This window comes from Chitinophaga sp. OAE865 (assembly GCF_040546735.1).
GTDB classification, from domain to species: domain Bacteria; phylum Bacteroidota; class Bacteroidia; order Chitinophagales; family Chitinophagaceae; genus Chitinophaga; species Chitinophaga polysaccharea_A.
In genome coordinates, this window is sequence record NZ_JBEPOF010000001.1 from 1,277,505 (window position 1) to 1,296,299 (window position 18,795).

Sequence of the window (18,795 nt, forward strand, 5' to 3'; positions counted from 1 at the left end):
TCCCGTGTTTCAGCAACTATTATTTATTACCTCTCTGAAAAACGTTGTCATAAGTTAAGCTCAGGTAGTATAATCCGCCTATAGTTGGACCGCCAACATACTGGAAGTATTTGGAGTTCAGGATATTGGAGGCCCCCAGCTTAAAGGAGGTTTTGATCTTTGGTACACGATAGGTGATTTGCGCATCTACGGTGCTGTAGGAAGGCACATCGCCATTACCAAAGAGGTTCTGCCAGTAGAAGGTGTTTTGCCAGTGCCATACTACGTTGAAGCCAATGTTTTTATACACATTACGGTTACCGAGGCTTACATTGGTAAACCAGTCCGGTGTATTAAAGCCGGGGATCAAAGCGTCATCCTTTGTTTTATCCTGTGCCAGTTTATTGTAATTGGCATTACCGCTGATGGTATAGCTTTTATACAGATCGTAGGTAACAGCTACAGCGAAGCCGTAGTTGTTTACGGTAGATTTGCTGTTGGTCCATACGCGGTAACGATCCTGCTGTGCTTTATCCAGCATCTGGTTCAGCACAGTTTGATCAGGGTTGTTGACATTGCCTGTTTTAGGTACCACAGTTTCAATTTGCCCGATGAAGTGTTTGTAGGAGCTATAGTAGCCGTCTACATCAACAAAGAGCTTATTATCGAGCAGTACTGCTTTATAGCCTGCTTCAAAGGAGGTGATCTGCTCCGGAACGATAGGATCCAGGTTGGCCACTTTCAGTATACCGGCATTTTTGGCGGCAGCTGCCTCCTTGGAGATGTGTTCCGCATTGATGGTTTTATTAACGGCTACGCCGAACGCATCAACACTGCTGGTGAGGAAGGAATTCTTAAAGTAACCCAATCCTTCTTCAATAAAAGCAAGACCGCCTACACGTCTTACCTGTCCGTTGTTTACGAAGGAGTATGCTTCAAACAGGGAGGGGAACCGGAACCCGTTCTGCCAGGAGAGGCGGAAATTGTGTTTGTCTTTGATGCTGTAAACTGCCGCGATGCGTGGGTTTACTTTACCATCGAACTGTTCGTTTTTATCATAGCGCAGGGAGCCGGTGAGCTTTAAGGCGTCGTTAAAGAATGTTTTACTGATTTGTGCGAAGCCACCGTATTTGCCGTACCAAATATGTTTGCCGCCGGGTTCATTGCGTTTGTCGACCGGGCGGGAGAAGTCCACGAAGTTATTACCATCGGGGATGATCTCATAAGTCCGGTAATCGGCGCCTACCAGTACATCGGCGAAGTGGATATATTTACGCAGGTTCCAGGTACCTTCTGTGTGATAGAAGCGGCTTTTTTGCAGCAATGCGGCGCCACCGCTGGTATTTTCAGGATTCTTGGAAGTAGGGTAAATATCCCAGTCGTTGATGCTTTTTATTTTAGCTACCTGTGCATCAAATGCAGGGGTACCGGGAGTCCATCTGCCGGCATCGGCAAAAGAACGTGCTGCGGCATGGGCTGCCACCAGGTCGGAACCGGCCGTGAGGGCATTATTAAGACCAGTGGTATAATCTGCCAGCCATTTTTTATCCGGTTTAAATGACTTTTCCAGGTTATCTGCCAGCGGATTCATGTTATATGAATCGCCGGTGTTTTCGATAGAGATATAGGAACGTACTGTAAAGTCGGGGTGTACCAGTTCCAGTTTCCCGTTTTGTACAGTTACGCCACGGAGGCCGATACGGTTACCACGCTGGAAGAAACCGTCCATTTCGCCATAGCGGTAGGAAGCAGACAGTTCTACTTTATGGGGCAAGCGGAAGTTGAAGGATACATCGGCTTTTTTATTTTTAACGGTATAGTCGCCCACAAGGTCTTTTTCCCAGTAGCCGGTGCGGTGCACGGTGTATGCGCGGCCATCTTTGTCAATTACCTGGAGGTTGGAGTTATCGGCGTATTTATTCCATGCGTCGTTGGCAATGTTGTTGGGGCCGCTGAGCTGTGGAAAATCGGGATTAGCTTTGGATTGAGGGGAGAAGTCGTTGTGACTGTCGGCATACCAATCCGTACCCTGCATGTAGCTCAGGTTGATCTTCCACGCAAACCAGGGAGTGTATTGTTGCGCATAACGTACAGCCGTTTCCGTGAGCAGTTTGGCGCCTCCGTCGTCGCCAACGTGGTTGACGGCTACTTTCTGGTAAACGCTTACGCCCTGGTACTGGAATGGATTTTTAGTGATCAGGTTAGACATCCCGTTGATGGCATTCATGCCATACAAAGCGGAAGATGCGCCGGGTGTAACTTCCACGCTGGAGATATCCAGCTCTGTGGGGCCGATGGCGTTGCCCAGTGGTACACCGAGGGTAGCCGCCTGGTTATCCACACCATCTACCAGCTGCATAAAGCGGAAGTTGTTGGGAACATTGAAACCGCGGGTGTTGAATACTTTAAAAGTAAGACCGGCGGTGGTCATTTGAACGCCTTTCAGGTTACCGAGAGCATCATAGAAAGTGGAGGAAGGGGTTTCCTTCAACGCCCTGATGTCCAGTTTTTCGATGGCCACCGGTGAGCGCAGCAGTTTTTCCTGTTGCCGGGAAGCGGATACCACCACTTCATTTACCAGCAGCGATTGGGTGTATAACTGGATGGCCAGCTTGCTGCTGCTGCTTTTTACTTCAAACTCCTGGGGTTGATAGCCTATGAGCCGGATGACCAGCTTTAGGGGGAATTTGGAGTTGGTAGTCACTTCAAACCGGCCGCTGGTATCGGTTTGAGCACCGAAAGAAGTGCCTTTGATCTGGACAGATGCCCCGGGAAGTGCTACCCCGTGGTCGTCTGTGATTTTACCCTGGATTACGTACGAGCCATTCAATTGGGCTTGTACCAGTGCCGGGCTGAATACTAACATTAAGAACAGGTATTTTGCCAGCATTAAAAACTTTTGCATGTGCAGTAAACATTATTGATTCTGGAATGATAAATTGATAAGGGGACTTTTTTTCAATGTCGTGCCTCAACATCGTACTGAAAATGAATGCTTTGTAAAAAGTATTATCATATAGTCTATAGAATTAGTAGACAAATATAGCCCGGGTATTTTTCATTTCAAAGCAAATGCGGGTATAATTTGGAAAAAGCCAGGGCCGGAAGTGCGGGGAGACTGCATTGGGGGCTATAATCTATTCAGGGTGAGGCGATTGGAGCACCAGGGATTTATGATGATTAATCCTGCGTCAGACAACCTCCTTCATTAAAAAAGCGTCCGCCGTTCGGCGGACGCTTTTGCATATAAATAAGTTTGGTAATTATGCTACAGGATCCTTCGCCACAGGGTGCTCAACGGCTTTGGGCTGCATATGCTTTCCAAAGAAACGCTTCTGGAACAGCAGGATAGCGATAACGCCTGTAGAAATGGCTGCATCGGCCACATTGAATACAGGGCGGAAAAACACGAAGTAGTCGCCACCTTTAAACGGCACCCATTTAGGCAGGTAACCTTCATAAATTGGGAAGTATAGCATATCTACCACGCGGCCATGTAAAAAGCTGCCATAACCGCCGCCGGCAGGCATAAACTTCGCTACATCATAACCTATGCTGTCATTAAAGATAAGACCGTAAAACATGCTGTCGATCAGGTTGCCGGCAGCTCCAGCCAGGATCAGGGATCCACAGATCAGCAAACCGGTGCTGTATTTTTCCCTGATGAGCTTTTTCATATACACAAAACCTACTACCACAGCCACCAGGCGGAAAAGCGTGAGGAGTATTTTACCAAAGTCGCCCCCAAACTTAAGGCCGTAGGCCATACCTTCATTTTCAATAAAGTGGATCCGGAACCAATTGGGGAAAATCACAAATTCCTGTTGCATAAACATATGCGTCTTGATCCAGAATTTCAGTGTCTGGTCGATAGCCAGGATCAGGATAACGATAATTACTACGTGACGATATTTCAACTGATATTAGAATTTTATCAAAAATAATAGTTTATTTCAAAGTCGAAGCCTGCAATATCATTATTCCTGGAAATATACCCTTTTTACACGTTGTGAAATTCCTGTTAATATTTCATAGGGAATGGTTTCAGCCCAGTTGGAGAGCTCCTGTACAGGCAGATCCTGGCCGAAAACGATCACTTCATCGCCTTCTGCCACATCGGGGATATGTGTTACATCCAGCATAAGCATATCCATGGCCACTACGCCGGCCACTGGCGCCAGTTTGCCGCGCACCAGCATTTTACCTGTGCCCATACCTAACCTGCGGGGATAACCATCGGCATAGCCAATACGCACGGTAGCTGTTACTGCCGGCCCTTTTGCCTCCCATTTGCCGCCGTAACCCACGGTGTCGCCGGCTTCCAGGTGTTTCAGCTGTGCTACCGTGGTTTTCAGTGTACTTACATTACGGAGCTGATCCTGGATACCATTGCTGCTGTCGATGCCGTACATTCCTATGCCAAGTCGTACCATATCCAGTTGCAGATCCGGATGGCGGCTAATGGCGGCACTGTTGGCGATATGGCGGATCACGGTATAGCCCAGCGCTTTCTGCAGTTCGTGGCTCATATCATAAAACAACCGGCCCTGCTGCTGGGTGAAGGCATCTTTTGCGGGATCTTCACTGGCGGCCAGGTGACTGAAAATGGACTGTACCTTCATCAGCGGAGTGGCGGTGAGTATCTGCGCCAGCTCGGGGATCTCACTTTTCACAAAGCCAAGACGGTGCATCCCGGTATCCAGCTTTATATGAACGGGGAAAGCTGTTTTGCCTGCAGTAGTAATTTCTTCCATAAACTGCAGGAGTATCTGCATGGAATAAATCTCAGGCTCCAGGTTCCAGTGAAGAATAGCATCGAAACTGGCAGGTTCGGGGTTCATCACCATGATGGGCATGGTAATACCGGCCCTTCTCAGCTCCACGCCTTCGTCTGCATAGGCTACCGCCAGGTAATCCACCCCATGGAACTGGAGGAGATTGGCTATTTCAAAACTGCCACTGCCATAGGAGAATGCTTTCACCATTGCCATTAATTTGGTATCGGGCTTTAACAGCGACTGGTACAGCTTTACATTATGTGAGATGGCAGTAAGATTGATTTCCAGGATGGTTTGATGCGCTTTTTGTTCCAGTAGTTTGCCGATGCGTTCAAACTGGAAAATGCGGGAACCTTTTACCAGGATGGTTTCATTCTGGAAATCGTCGGCATTGAACTGTTGTATGTATTCATCGGTAGTGGTGAAGAACTGGGTCTTCAGACCTTCTATCTGCTGGAAGCTCTTTTTCTCCCGGCCAATATTTTTACCGATAGCAATAAGTTTATTGATGCCTTTCTTTTGTAAAAGGTCGGCCACTTCTTCATAAAGAGTAGCATCGCTTTTTCCGCTTTGCAGGATATCGCTGAGAATAACCGTACGGGTGGCGTGCTGTTGCTGTTGCTGGAGAAAGTCGAGCGCAATGGTAAGGGAACCGAGATCCAGGTTGTAGCTGTCGTTGATCACAGAGCAGTTATTGATCCCCTGTTTCAGTTCCAGGCGCATGGCAATATTGCTGAGCTGATCCATCCTTTGCTGTATCACGGCCTGTTCCTTGCCCAGGTATAGCATAAGGGCCACACAATGAATGGCGTTTTCGATAGATCCTTCATCAACAAAAGGGATCTGGAAATGCAGGGGTGCTTGTTTGTACAGGACATCTATGCGGGTATGGTTGTCCTTCTTATCCACATTGGTTACACGCAGATCGGCATCTGTTTTCCTGGACCAGGAAAACAGTTCGGGGCCTCCTTCCTGGTTTTCTTTTTTGCCAACCTGGTTATGAAAGGCAAGCACACATTCATTGAGGGCGAGATAATCTTTGCAATAGATAAGAATATCGCTCTTGGCAAACAGCACCAGCTTCTCATTTATTTTCTGCCGGATATTTAAAAAGCCTTCACTGTGAGCCTCTCCTATGTTGGTAAAGATGCCGATAGTGGGGCGGATAATTTTTTCAAGGTTCACCATCTCGCCGGGTTGCGAAATACCTGCTTCAAAGATCGCCAGCTGATGTTCCGGTTTCATTTGCCACACAGAAAGGGGAACGCCTATCTGTGAGTTATAGCTTTTAGGACTGCGAACAATATTGTAATCCTTTTCCAGCAGTTGGAACAACCATTCCTTTACAATGGTTTTGCCATTGCTGCCGGTAATACCAATAACGGGTATATGGAACTGTTGCCGGTGAAAGGCCACCAGCGTATGTAATGCCTGCAGGGTGTCTTTAACGAGGATAAAGTTGGCTTTCGGATACTTCTCCAGGGGTACCTGTTCACTTATTACAAAATTGCTGACCCCTTTGCGGTACAATTCTTCTATGTACTGATGCGCGTTGCGCCGCGGGCTAACCAATGAAATAAACAAAGATGTTTCGGGGAAGCTGAGCTTCCGGCTGTCCAATAAAAGATGGTCAATTTCAGAAAATCCGGTCTCTTGCAACAATTCCCCTTTCAAAGTCTTGTTGATACTTGCTGCGTTATACACGTTTATCAGGTTTGAATAATCACTTAACTGCTGCAAAATTGCTGTTTGCGCAGCTTTTTACTTCACGTCTGCTTCGGTAATTCTTTTTTCTGATGATAGAGAGAATAGAGGATAGAACCTCCAAGGCATAGTACAATCACTATCAACGATACATATACCGGTATTTGAATATCATGCTTGTGCAGGAAATATTCTGCCAGCATTTTCAGTCCAATAAAAACCAGGACAATGGCAATACCCTGGGGCAGATAATCAAATTTATCAACCGCTCCCCTCAGTAAAAAGAACAGGGACCTGAGTCCCAAAACCGCAAATATGTTAGAGGTATATACTACCATCGGATCCCGTGAAATAGCAAATACAGCCGGGATAGAATCTACCGCAAATAGGATATCTGTTATTGCCAGCATCACTACAACCAGTGATAACGTGGTGAGATAAGCCTTATTATGTTTACGGATCAGGAACCTGCCCTTAGGCTCTTCCATGGTTACCCGCATGTATTTGTTCATAAAACGGTAAATCACATTTTCTTCCGGTTTAAATTCATTATCCTCTTTCGTGATAAACATTTTAATACCGGTATAAATGAGAAAAGCACCAAAAATGTATAAAACCCATTCAAATTTTTCTATAAGCGCAATCCCCAGCCAGATAAATATGGCCCTGAAAATGATCGCCATCAGGATACCTATGAGTAACACCCGGGAATAATACTCTTCTTTTATTTTAAAAAAACTAAAGATGAGTACAAACACAAAGATATTATCTATCGACAGGGATTTCTCCATCAGGTATGCGCTCAAAAAGCTGATGGCCGGTTCTGCGCCGTCTTCCAGCCACATGAACCCAAAAAAGAGCATAGATAAAACTACCCAGAAAATGCTTTGCCAGAGCGCTGTTTTTAAACTTGTTTTTGTATTCTTCCTGCTAAAAAAGCCAAGATCAAATACAACCGCCAGGATGATCACAATAAAAAATACCAGATATGTTATCTCTGTTTTTCCCACGTGATTGCATTTTGTGAGCAGCAAAGATAGGAAAACGGCGGCTAGGTTTCCGGTTTAAGCTGGCCTTTTCCTCTAAGCAGATGCTGCAGTAAGCTCTGTAATACAGCGCCTTACAGCATTTCAGGCTATTCAGTAAATTTACGTTGCCGTATAAACTGGAATACCATGGCAAATAGTAAAACCAGTCCTACCGGCACCAGGAAACAGATCACCTGCCATTTGGTCTTTTCCTGTCTCACCTTCTCCCCATCCAGCAAACGCAGTGTCAGCTCCTTGTTCCGGGCTTCCATGATACCGCTGTTTCCGCAGAGATATTCCAGGCAGTTGAGAAAAAATTCCTTATTGGCGAAGGCAAAGCCCGGGTTAAATTCATTGATGCCCATTTGCAGCGGTCCTTCTTTACGCGATACTGCATTGGCAATTACGTCGCCATCACTTACTACAATCATTTTGTTGATAGTATCGGCAGATTCCCTGAAAGGCTGTCCGGATGCATGAAACAACTGGCTTACGGCTTCGGGGTTTTCCCTGTTGCGGAACAGCGACGTGAATTTACCTTCCAGCAGTACAGCTGCAGGCAGGTAACGTTGCCGGTAGTCGCGCGGGTTAGGCTGTGTTTTTACAATATCCCAGCTTACCTGCGCCGGCAGCCGTGTGGTACGGCTGTTCCTGGAAGTGGTAAGCAGTATGGTTTTACGGATGGCGTCGTTTTTTATAGTATCGATGGAACTTGCAAAGCGGCTCAGTACCATATCCAGGTTCTTTACTATGGGATGCGCTTTGGTGGGCATCAGCATAGGAAAATATGGGAAAGGCATGGGCTGTATCTGTGGCCGGTTGCCCACATTGCCCACTACCAGTGGTACCACATCGCTCTGCAGATCCAATACGAGGTCCTGGTTAATACGTACGCCATAGCGGAACAGAAGGTCTTCCAGGTTCAGTCCCCAGTCCATGGCAAAAAATTCAGGATGCTCATGCAAACTGTCCATACTGGCGCTGGATTCATCGATAAACCACAGCACTTTACCCCCATTCATCACGTATTGATCTATCTTAAACTTATCTGCATCAGAAAAGGCGCCGGCAGGTTTCGCAAACAGGATCACATCAAAATCGCGGGGAATATAGGAAGCGGCCTGCAGGGTAAGGGTATCCAGGCCATAATTGGTTTGCAGGGTGCTGAGAGCATCGTATACTTCGGCTCCAAGCGATTCGCCATGGCCAAGCATATAGCCTACCAGTGGTTTTTCTTTTTCCTGCAGTTTGTGGATTGCATAGGCAAACTGGTATTCCAGCAAGGCTTCCGAGCTGTTCATGGTTTGCATGGGATCCTGTCCGCCCTGGTTTTTCAGGAGATTTATTCCCAATGTTTTGCCTTTGTAATGTACCAGTGCGCCCGGAAAGATAAGTTTCTCCGCAAAGCCGTCGTTGGCTTCCTGCTGTACTTTCATATTAAAAGGCATGATACCCTGGGCGGTGAGTTCGCCGAGGAACTTCATGCGTGCGGAATCCGAAAGGCCCTGCCCGGGATTCACAAAGGTGAACCGGAGATTTTGCCTGCCGTATTCTCTGAATTCTTCCAGCAGTTCGGAGGTTGACTGTGCCAGTTGCCGGAAGCTGGCCGGGTAATCACCTTTAAGGAATACCTCGATTTCCACCGGGCTGTCCAGTTTGCGCAGCATTTGCCGGGTGCTGGCGGTGAGCGTATAACGCTTTTCCGCTGTCAGATCCCATCTGCCGTGAAAATAGGCTGCTGCTATATTAATGCCCGTGAGTACCAGTATTACTGCTATTGCACGTTGTATGTATTTTTTTCGTGTAACCATGTTATTTAGTAAGAACGGTTGTTAACCGTTTTGCCAGAGTTTTCTTTGGAGGGATAATTTAGTGAGATAAAGCATCAGGCCTATAATGCTGATAAAGTAAACAATATCGCGGCTATCAATTACGCCGCGGCTGATAGAGGTATAATGGAATTTGATCCCCGCCATCTGCAGATAGTAATCGGCGCCGCCGCTAAAGGCCGGTATTTTGCTTATTGCATCAAAGCCGTTATACAGTATAAAGCAGGTAAACAATGCAATGAGAAAAGCGATCATGGCATTGTTGGTGAGGGATGACGACCAGATGCCTGTGGCGGTGAATGCGGCTCCCAGCAGCAACAGGCCTATGTAAGAGCCGGCGATACCACCGGTATCGAGCTGCTGGTTATCTACACTTAATTGTTTTATCGCGAAATAGTAAATGATGGTGGGAAGCAGGGAAATGGCCACAATAAGCAGGCTGCCCCAGAATTTACCCATTACAATCTGCCAGCCGGTAAGTGGTTTTGTGCTCAGTAATTCCATAGTACCGGTTTTGAATTCATCTGCGAAGCAACGCATGGTAATGGCAGGTATAAGCAGCAGGTAAATAAGCGGCGCCAGGTTGAACAGCGGATCCAGGTTGGCATACCCGGTATCCAGCAGGCTGGTTTCCGGGAAAACGAACAACATTAATCCATTCGCCAGTAAAAACAGTATGATGGCCACATAGCCGGTAACACTGCTGAAAAACTGGTTGATCTCTTTCTTAAAGACGGCTAGCATGAACAGTTTGTAAGGATTAGGATATTAGTAAAGATACAAATATAGGGTAAACGCTATTACCTTGCCGCCTATTGTACGGAGGCGCCGGAGTGCCTGTATCCTTTACGTGTACATGGGGTAAAAGTGAGCTTAAAGTACTCCATCCTTGTACATTTCCCAGATGGGGCTTACTTTTCTCAGTTCATTTACCGATTCGGTAATGGTTTGGATGGTAAAATCGATTTGTTCCTCCGTGGTGAACCGTCCGAGGCCAAAGCGGAGCGACGCATGGGCGAGATCGTCGCTAAGCCCCATTGCCTTCAGAACGTAGCTGGGTTCCATGGAGGCGGAGGTGCAGGCCGATCCGGAGGAGACTGCAATCTTTTTATTAAAGCCCATCATGAGGGTTTCGCTCTCCACATACTTAAACGACAGGTTAGAGGTATGTGGCAGGCGTTGGAGGGGGGTGCCGTTTAAAAAGGTTTGTTCTATTGTCAGCAGGGCTTTTTCCAGCCTGTTCCTCATGGGAAGGATACGTTGGGCATCCGCTTCCATTTCCTCCAGGCATAGCTCGCAGGCTTTTCCCAGTCCTACAATGCCGGGCACATTCAGGGTACCCGAGCGCATGCCTCTTTCATGACCGCCTCCATCGATTTGCGCATTGAGCTTTACCCGGGGAGAGCGCCGGCGAACATATAAAGCGCCCGTTCCTTTAGGCCCGTACATTTTATGGGCGCTGAGGGTGAGCAGATCTATGCCGTCGTTGTTTACATCTACCGGGATTTTTCCGGTTGCCTGGGTGGCATCCGTCATGAACAGCACGCCGTGTTTCCGGGCAATATCACTGATAGCGCGCACCGGGTGAATAACCCCGGTTTCATTATTAGCGTACATCAGGCTTATCAGGATGGTTTGGGGCGTAATAGCAGCTTCCAGTTGCTGAAGGTCAATAAGCCCCTCATGGTTTACCGGGAGCCAGGTAACATGTGCGCCCAGTTTTTCCAGGTGTTTGCAGGTATCCACTACTGCTTTATGTTCGGTAATGGCAGTTATGATATGATTGCCTTTACCGCTATACACTTCGTATACGCCTTTAATAGCCAGGTTAACGGCTTCTGTAGCGCCGGAGGTAAAAATAATTTCTTTAGGTTCGGCGCCAATCAGCCTGGCCACCTGTTCCCGGGCATTATCTACTGCTTCCTCTGCCGCCCACCCCAGCGGATGGCTCCGGCTGGCGGCATTGCCAAACATCTCCGTGAAATAGGGTAACATAGCAGCTACCACTCTGGGATCGCAGGGTGTAGTGGCATTATTATCAAGATAAACGGGCAACTGCAGCATATCTTTCTGTTTATATTAAGGTCCGGGCCAAACAAAATTACAACATAAGTTCTATTTTTACCGGGTTAAGCTATTCCGGAAAGTCGGTACGGATACCGGGTTCCGCGCATCTATAAATAATTGTAAACATGCTCAGGGTAGAACATATAGGCATTGCCGTTAAGGAATTATCTGTATCCATTCCATTATTTGAAAAACTGCTGAACGCCTCTTGTTATAAGCAGGAGGTGGTAGACAGTGAACAGGTACAGACCGCTTTCTTCCGGCAGGGGGAAACCAAAATAGAATTGCTGGAAGCCACCGGACCAGATAGCGTTATCGCAAAGTTCCTGGAAAACAAAGGTGAAGGAATGCATCACATCGCATTCGAGGTGGAAGATATCCAGGCAGAAATGAAACGGTTGCAACAGGAAGGTTTCGTTTTATTACAGGAAACACCCAAAAAGGGAGCTGATAATAAGCTGATCTGTTTCCTGCATCCTAGGCATAGTAACGGGGTTTTGATCGAAATATGCCAGGATATCAAGTAAGCATTTACTTATATATTTAAAATATAAATAATAATATTTTTTTTAATTTTTTTTCCATTTTAGCAATCCAAAGGAAATTCTGATCCGTAAGTAATATCAAACACCCCGGAAAGAAGGGCCCAAAATGTTAAGACCAAAAATATTTTTTATAAATTTTTGAACAAATACATTTTCCATAACGTTATCTCATTATACACAAATAGACAGAACATCAATACTCAAAATATTACAAAACTTAGGCTTTATAGGTTACTAGCGGTTTAAGTTTTTATGATTACTCTAAAGTTGGCATAGGTTATGAACACCTGCGGGTTTTTTAGCTTGCAGGTCTTTTTTTTTAGCCACTTCTTCCACTAAGGGTAGATTCATTTCAAAATATAAGGGAATTACTTCGGGCAGGATAGGTCTTTCTTGCTTACTTAACGCTCAATGAGTTCAATAAATTGTGTATCGCATATTTGTCTTGGAACACTGATTACGGTGATTTTGATGATTACGCTGATGTTATTTTGAATTTTCTGTAATAATTAAGGGAGATATATGCGACATCTTGTACTGCCCCCTAAAAGTTAGACACTTTTAGGGGGCATTTTTTATGGATAAACGCAGGAAATACAGTTTTGAGCAAAAATTAGCAATTGTGAGGGCAGTTTGGAATGATCATCAGTCCGTTAGTTCAGTGGCCAGACGTTATGGATGTAGTCGTTTTTGTATCCAACAATGGCTTGAGCATTATCGAATCGCAGGTAAAGCAAGCCTAAAGTTGCAGGTTGGTTTAAAGGTGTACACGAGTAGATTCAGGGTCAAAGTAGTTGAGGAAATTTTAAATAAGCCCTTATCTTTGATGGAGGCCAGCGCTATTTTCGGTATCTCAAGTGCTCCTACCATCTATAACTGGTTATGTATATACAAGCGTGAGGGCCGCCAGGGATTACTAATGGTGGGAAGTGGTCAAAAGAAACAACCCATGAAACGTAAAACATCGAAAGTAGATCAGAACTTAACAACTGAACAACAAGAATTAGCAGCCCTGAAAGCGGAAAATGAATGGCTGCGCACCGAAAATGCGTACCTAAAAAAGTTGGATGCCTTAATGAAGGAAGAACAAGCTCAAAACAAAAAGAAAAAAGAGCAAAAGCCATCAGGGAATTAAGGCGCGATTACAACCAGGATCTGCTTTTAAAAGCAGCAGGGATGGCAAGAAGTACATTTTACTATTATCAGAAAACGCGACAAGACAAAAGAACAAATCTAAAAACTCAAATCCTGCAGATTTATCATCATCATCAAGGCAGATATGGCTATAGACGAATTATGCTGGCTGTAAGAAAACAAGGCATCATTGTTAACCATAAAACTGTACTGCGAATCATGAGAGAATTGGGGATTAAGTCATTGGTAAAAGTAAAGAAGTACAAATCCTATAAAGGGGAACTTGGTAAAATAGCCCCCAATCTGCTACAACGTAATTTTTATGCTGCCAAGCCCAATCAGAAATGGGTAACAGATGTAACGGAGTTTAGTGTAGGAGGGGAAAAATTGTATTTATCACCAATCATGGACTTATATAACGGTGAAATAATCAGCTATACATTGGATAGACATTCCAGAGGTAATCAGACTGTAGAAATGCTAAAGAATGCCTTGACTAAGCTGCCAAAAAAAACAAAATTAATCATTCACTCTGATCAGGGATGGCAATACCAAATGAAGGCCTGGCAACGATTATTTAAGGGCAATAAAATCAGGCAAAGTATGTCTAGAAAAGGGAATTGCCTCGATAATGCAGCTATGGAAGGCTTCTTTTCAATATTGAAGTCAGAGTTGTTTTATCTGAAAAAATATGATTCCATAATTACACTGGAAAAGGATATTCGAGAATATATAGAATATTATAATAATGATAGAATCAAATTAAAACTAAACGGCTTGAGTCCAATACAATATCGAACTCAAGCCGCCTAATCAAAAAAAGTCTAAACTTTGGGGTGCAGTACAATCTATTCGCCTATATCTCCCTTCTTATTTAAAATAACATCAGCGTAATCATCAAAATCACCGTAATCAGTGTTCCAAGACAAAATACGCGTTAGTTAAACATATACCGGATACCCAGTTGCCCCTGCCACCTTGAAATAGTGCCGGTATTATCCCTCCATGAATTGGTGAGCGGAATCTGGTTTGCTGCATCCAGGTAAGGGAAAGAATAAGCGGCTGCCGCAGTAGCATTGCCGGAGGCGTCCCTGTATTGTCCTTCATATTTCAAGAATGAAGGCTGGTTCGGTATTTTAGAAATTCCCCAGCGTTTATTGAGGAAGTTTCCAAAGTTGATGATATCAAAACTGATACGCAGGGTATGTTTGGTTTTTTCCTTGCCGCTGAAAACAAAGATATCCTGGGTTATATTCAGGTCCATACGTTTTGCGAATGGCAGCACCACTGCGTTACGTTCTGCATATTCACCCCGGTGGCTGCTCAGGTAATTATCCTGTTTGATGAAATTGTCGAGCTGGTTCCAGATGATATCTGTAGTACGTTTGTCCGCATTGGTTGCAGGATTGTAGGTTTTATCGCCATAACCTACAGGTACCAGTTTGATATCATTCCGGGTTTTAGGAACATAGATCAGGTCGTTGTTGCCACCGGAAGCATCATTGTTCACATCACCATTGTAGGTGTAGGAAGTGGTGCTGTAAAGACCGTTAACACTTGGCGCCGCTTCATATACCACCCCTACAGAAGTGGCGAAATGTTTGGCCCAGGTAAAGCGGTAGGTAGCAGCAGCAATGATACGGTGAGGCATATAGTAATTGGAATAACCCAGTACATTGGCATTAGGATCGCCGGCTACGGGGCGGTCGCGCCAGTTGCTCTGTGCAATGGTACCACCATCATTTACGCTACGGGCCTTACTGTATGTATAGGCTGCGCTGAGGTAAAGATTGGGCAGGTTCTTCTGTAACTGGATAGTAGCAAAATAAGAATAGCCTTTATTGGTATTCCGCATCAGGATGGCATCGCTGATGTTAGGGTTGCTCAGGCTGTTTCCTGCGTATATTTTGGAGGAGTTATAGCGCGTGCGGTGGTCCGGGGTGCTATCCAGCTGGAACCCTGCAGCAGGAAGGTTCACGTTCTGGAAATATACGGCGTTGATATCCTTGGAATAATTGAATTCCAGGGTACCAATTACGCCCCATGGCAACTGGCGGTCTACCGCCAGGGTTGCTTTCAGCACCTGCGGATATTTGAAGTTCCTATCGGTAACGGCTATATTATATTGATAAGATAGCTGGCTGCCACCTTTGTAAGCATTGGGATCAGGATTGAAGGGATAGGGAATAACAGGCGTAGAGGCACTTGTTTGTGCTACAAATGATCCAAACTGTACGCCGTTGTTTCCTGCCTGGTTACTCAGCCATACTGCGGGAGGCGGTCCTGCAAATAAACCGGCGCCTCCACGGAGCTGCGTTTTACCGTCATGGGTAACATCCCAGTTAAAGCCAACTCTTGGTGATAAGAGCGGTGTTGTTTTTGGCGCCTGGCCAACATCTATCTTCACACCATCTCTGAAAGTGAGCGCAGCAAGGGAGTCATTTTTATCAAATGTGCTGCCTATAACAGGAACGTCTATACGCAATCCATAGGTAAAGGTAAAGAAGTTGGTAACGCTCCATTTATCCTGGATAAATGCGCCCAGCTCCAGCATGTTGATCTTGGCGTAAGGGAAGGATTTATCTTTGGTAGTAGCATATGACACCGTATAACGTACCGCGTTTGCCAGTCCGTTGTTTGCGCTGGCATAAAAATCCGAGAGTGTATTAAAGCGGTAGTTACCATTATAGTTAGGCGCGAAACCATTCAGGAATGTTTTATAATAGTTTTGCGTTCCTATAGTGATCTCATGTTTTCCTTTGTACATGGTGAAGATATCAGACAGCTGGTATACATCGGTATTGAGCTTGTTGTTATAGGTAAACGGCTCATAACCGAAGGCGGTATAGCTGGCGCCCTGCCCGTTCATAATATCTACGAGCGGGAAGTTGCTTTGTGACAAGGCATTCCTGAAATCGCGCATAGCGGAGTAACCGATCTGCAGTTTGTTGGATGCACGGTTACCGATACGGGTATTCAGCTCGGCAATAAAGATGTTGAAATTATTGTTGATAGTATAGCCGCTTCCGCTGAAAGGAAGACCGGTAGCGCTGGGCTGACGGCCGCTTCCTACAGCGCCGCCACCAGGTGCTCCGCTGTTGCTGGCGGGAATATCTTTAAATGATTTCAGGTAGCTGTATTTGAAGGTAAATGTGTTGTGATCATTTACGTTCCAGTCGACCTTAAAAGTTACTTTATCACTTTGCGTACGGTAACTATAATTCTGATAATCGCCCGGGTCGTATCCATATTTGCTTATCAGGAATTGTTTCAGCGCATCCAGTGTATCTGCTACTGCCTGTGATACGTTGCCGCCGGCCACGCCCCCGGGTTTGTTGGCTACAAGGCTGGTTGCCGGCGCTTTGATCCTTTCCTGCTCGGCACTTACAAAGAAGAACAGTTTGTTGGGAATGATAGCTCCGCCCACGTTGAAGCCGCGCAGGTTATAATTGAAATCGGGTTTAGGTACGGTGGCATTGCCTACCTTAAGGCCCTGTAACCCCGGTGTTTGAATATATGTATAAACAGCTCCTTTGAAAGTATTGGTACCGCTTTTGGTAACGCTGTTGATCCCCGCACCGGAGAAGCCTCCCTGCCTTACATCGTAAGGGGATACGTTTACCTGGATCTGTTCCAGGGCTTCCAGGCTGATGGGCTGTGAGGCTGTTTGCGAACCCAGTGTGGGCTGCAAACCGAATGAGTTGTTGAAGTTGGCGCCGTCAACAGTAATGTTGTTCAGCTGGTTGCTTCTGCCACCGATGTTAAGGCCATTGGCGGAAGGGGTAAGCTTCGTAAAGTCCTGCATAGACCTGCTGATAGTAGGCAGGCGATCCATTTGTGAACGGGTAATCACTTCCTGGCTGCCAGTGCGGGCCCGGTTGATCACTTTATTCTGGGCCACAGAGGTGACTACTATTTCCGTAAGGCTGCTGGTGCTGGATTGCAGGTTAATGTCTGTTTTGAAATCCTGACCGAGCGAGAGGAAAATATTGTCGCGCTTTTCGTCTTTAAAGCCAATGTAGGAAACAGACAAGGTATAAGGGCCGCCTACACGGAGGTTAGGCAGGTTATAACGGCCGTCTTTACGTGAAACGGTGTTATATTTTGTGCCGGTGGGCACATGGGTGGCTGTAATACTTGCGCTGGGAACAGGCCCTTCTTTACTTAAAATAATACCCGCTATATCAGCGGTTGTTTCCTGGGCAAACAGGGCAGCAGGGATTATCAGTACGCAACAAAGCATACTAATGAGGTAGCGCCAGATTTTTTTGTGCATTGCGATTCAGATTTTGGTAAAGTTCAAATGACAGATTGAAGTATTAAAAATAATACAATTATGAAATCGTTAACAAATATTTTAATGATTCCTTTCCGCCAGCTGAATCGCCTTGTTATCAGGCCAGCACCTTTTCCATGCCGGTACTCCTGGAGCCTTTGATAAGGATGTGCGTATCCTGATACTGCTGTTGCTGCAGCCATTTCCCGGCTTCTGCCGCATTTTCCAGGAAAATATAAGGGTGTGTTACTTTTCTGAAATCGCCGCCAACCAATACTACCGCTTCCCAGTGTGTGCGTTCCAGTAAGCTCACCAGTTCCTGGTGCTCTTTTACGCTGTCTGTTCCGAGCTCCATCATAGCGCCCAGCAGCAATACTTTTTTATTGGCCTGGATGCCGGCAAAATTTTCGATAGCAGCTTTCATACTGGAGGGATTGGCGTTATAAGCGTCCATGATAATGGTGTTGCTTCCCTGTTGTATTACCTGTGAGCGGTTATTGGAAGGGGTATAACGCGCAATGGCCGGCGCAATGGCCGTTTCAGGCACGTTGAAGTGGCTGGCTACTGCTACAGCTGCCATTACATTGGGGAAGTTGTAGGCGCCTACCAGTTGTGTTTGAATAAACCCAACCTGGCTGCTGCCCCGTACCTGCACAGCCAGGAAAGCGGTGTCGGTAATGGCTTCGCCTGTGAAATCCGCCTCACTGCTGCCGTAGGTAATGATGTGAGGGATACCTTTCGCCATTTCAAGCAGGTAGCCATAATCATTGCATACGAATACGGTTCCGTTGTTGGCACGCAAAAAATCATACAATTCCCCTTTGGCTTTTTTAACGCCTTCCTCGCCGCCAAAGCCTTCCAGGTGCGCCTTCCCGATATTGGTGATAATACCGTGGGTCGGCAGGGCAATTTCACAATACGCCGCAATTTCTTTCTGGTGATTGGCGCCCATTTCTATTACCGCTATTTCCACATCGGGAAGTATACTTAAAATAGTAAGGGGCACACCGATATGGTTATTGAGATTGCCAACGGTGGCGTATGTTTTTAGGCCGGCCGACAGTGCAGCACTAACCAGTTCTTTCGTAGTGGTTTTACCGTTAGTACCTGTAATGGCAAGAAAGGGGATGCTCAACTGTTTGCGGTGATGCAAAGCCAGCTGCTGCAGGGCGGTGAGGGCATCTTCTACCAGCATCATCCTGTCGGGCACCGTAAAATAAGCCGCTTCATCTACTACTGCAAAGGCGGCCCCCATTTCCAGCGCCCGGGCTGCAAATTCATTACCATTGAAGTTACCGCCTTTCAGCGCAAAGAAAATATCATTGGCCTTCAGCTTACGGGTATCTGTTTGTATGGAGCGGTGTTGCTCATAGATGCTGTATAGTTGTTCAATATTCACGGTCAGATCTTATTTGATACAAAAATAAGTGGTTAATCATGTAATATAGCAGAATT

At 46.0% G+C, this 18,795-nt stretch carries 12 protein-coding genes; 3 read left to right on the forward strand and 9 right to left on the reverse strand.

Annotated features, from left to right (window positions below):
• Window positions 1-19: 19 nt before the first annotated feature.
• From ABIE50_RS05410 to ABIE50_RS05440, 7 genes are all read right to left on the reverse strand, one after another.
• Complete coding sequence (locus tag ABIE50_RS05410; protein WP_209855118.1) at window positions 20-2,884, reverse strand: TonB-dependent receptor; 2,865 nt, start codon at window positions 2,882-2,884, stop codon at window positions 20-22.
• Between the two features lie 358 nt (window positions 2,885-3,242).
• On the reverse strand, window positions 3,243-3,896 hold the full coding sequence (locus tag ABIE50_RS05415) for a lipoprotein signal peptidase (RefSeq protein WP_142684103.1): 654 nt from the start codon (window positions 3,894-3,896) through the stop codon (window positions 3,243-3,245).
• Between the two features lie 60 nt (window positions 3,897-3,956).
• A complete protein-coding gene (locus tag ABIE50_RS05420; RefSeq protein ID WP_209855116.1) occupies window positions 3,957-6,461 on the reverse strand; it encodes a bifunctional UDP-N-acetylmuramoyl-tripeptide:D-alanyl-D-alanine ligase/alanine racemase in 2,505 nt (834 codons plus the stop codon).
• Between the two features lie 62 nt (window positions 6,462-6,523).
• Window positions 6,524-7,471, reverse strand: a complete 948-nt coding sequence (locus ABIE50_RS05425) for a TerC/Alx family metal homeostasis membrane protein (protein WP_142684101.1) — start codon at window positions 7,469-7,471, stop codon at window positions 6,524-6,526.
• Window positions 7,472-7,596: 125 nt separating this feature from the next.
• Window positions 7,597-9,300, reverse strand: coding sequence for a gliding motility-associated ABC transporter substrate-binding protein GldG (gene gldG / locus ABIE50_RS05430; RefSeq protein WP_209855114.1), 1,704 nt, complete (start codon window positions 9,298-9,300; stop codon window positions 7,597-7,599).
• 21 nt (window positions 9,301-9,321) lie between these two features.
• A complete protein-coding gene (gldF, locus tag ABIE50_RS05435; RefSeq protein ID WP_209855112.1) occupies window positions 9,322-10,062 on the reverse strand; it encodes a gliding motility-associated ABC transporter permease subunit GldF in 741 nt (246 codons plus the stop codon).
• Window positions 10,063-10,191: 129 nt separating this feature from the next.
• Complete coding sequence (locus ABIE50_RS05440) at window positions 10,192-11,382, reverse strand: IscS subfamily cysteine desulfurase (protein ID WP_502913905.1); 1,191 nt, start codon at window positions 11,380-11,382, stop codon at window positions 10,192-10,194.
• Between the two features lie 128 nt (window positions 11,383-11,510).
• Here ABIE50_RS05440 and mce point away from each other — a divergent pair, with 128 nt between their 5' ends.
• From mce to ABIE50_RS05455, 3 genes are all read left to right on the forward strand, one after another.
• Complete coding sequence (gene mce, locus ABIE50_RS05445) at window positions 11,511-11,912, forward strand: methylmalonyl-CoA epimerase (protein WP_209855110.1); 402 nt, start codon at window positions 11,511-11,513, stop codon at window positions 11,910-11,912.
• 595 nt (window positions 11,913-12,507) lie between these two features.
• Window positions 12,508-13,065, forward strand: a complete 558-nt coding sequence (locus ABIE50_RS05450; protein ID WP_209867496.1) for a helix-turn-helix domain-containing protein — start codon at window positions 12,508-12,510, stop codon at window positions 13,063-13,065.
• Window positions 12,960-13,877: an IS3 family transposase gene (locus ABIE50_RS05455; protein ID WP_209867494.1), complete on the forward strand. Its 918-nt coding sequence runs from the start codon at window positions 12,960-12,962 to the stop codon at window positions 13,875-13,877. The genes ABIE50_RS05450 and ABIE50_RS05455 overlap by 106 nt, the downstream gene beginning before the upstream one ends.
• Before the next feature lie 124 nt (window positions 13,878-14,001).
• Here the strand turns inward: ABIE50_RS05455 and ABIE50_RS05460 are convergent, their stop codons facing one another.
• Together ABIE50_RS05460 and ABIE50_RS05465 are read right to left on the reverse strand one after the other, a co-directional pair.
• Window positions 14,002-17,340, reverse strand: coding sequence for a TonB-dependent receptor (locus tag ABIE50_RS05460; protein ID WP_354027881.1), 3,339 nt, complete (start codon window positions 17,338-17,340; stop codon window positions 14,002-14,004).
• Window positions 17,341-17,458: 118 nt separating this feature from the next.
• The gene (locus tag ABIE50_RS05465) at window positions 17,459-18,739 is read right to left on the reverse strand and encodes a UDP-N-acetylmuramoyl-tripeptide--D-alanyl-D-alanine ligase (protein ID WP_209867201.1); all 1,281 of its coding nucleotides are present in this window, start codon (window positions 18,737-18,739) and stop codon (window positions 17,459-17,461) included.
• Between the last annotated feature and the right edge of the window lie 56 nt (window positions 18,740-18,795).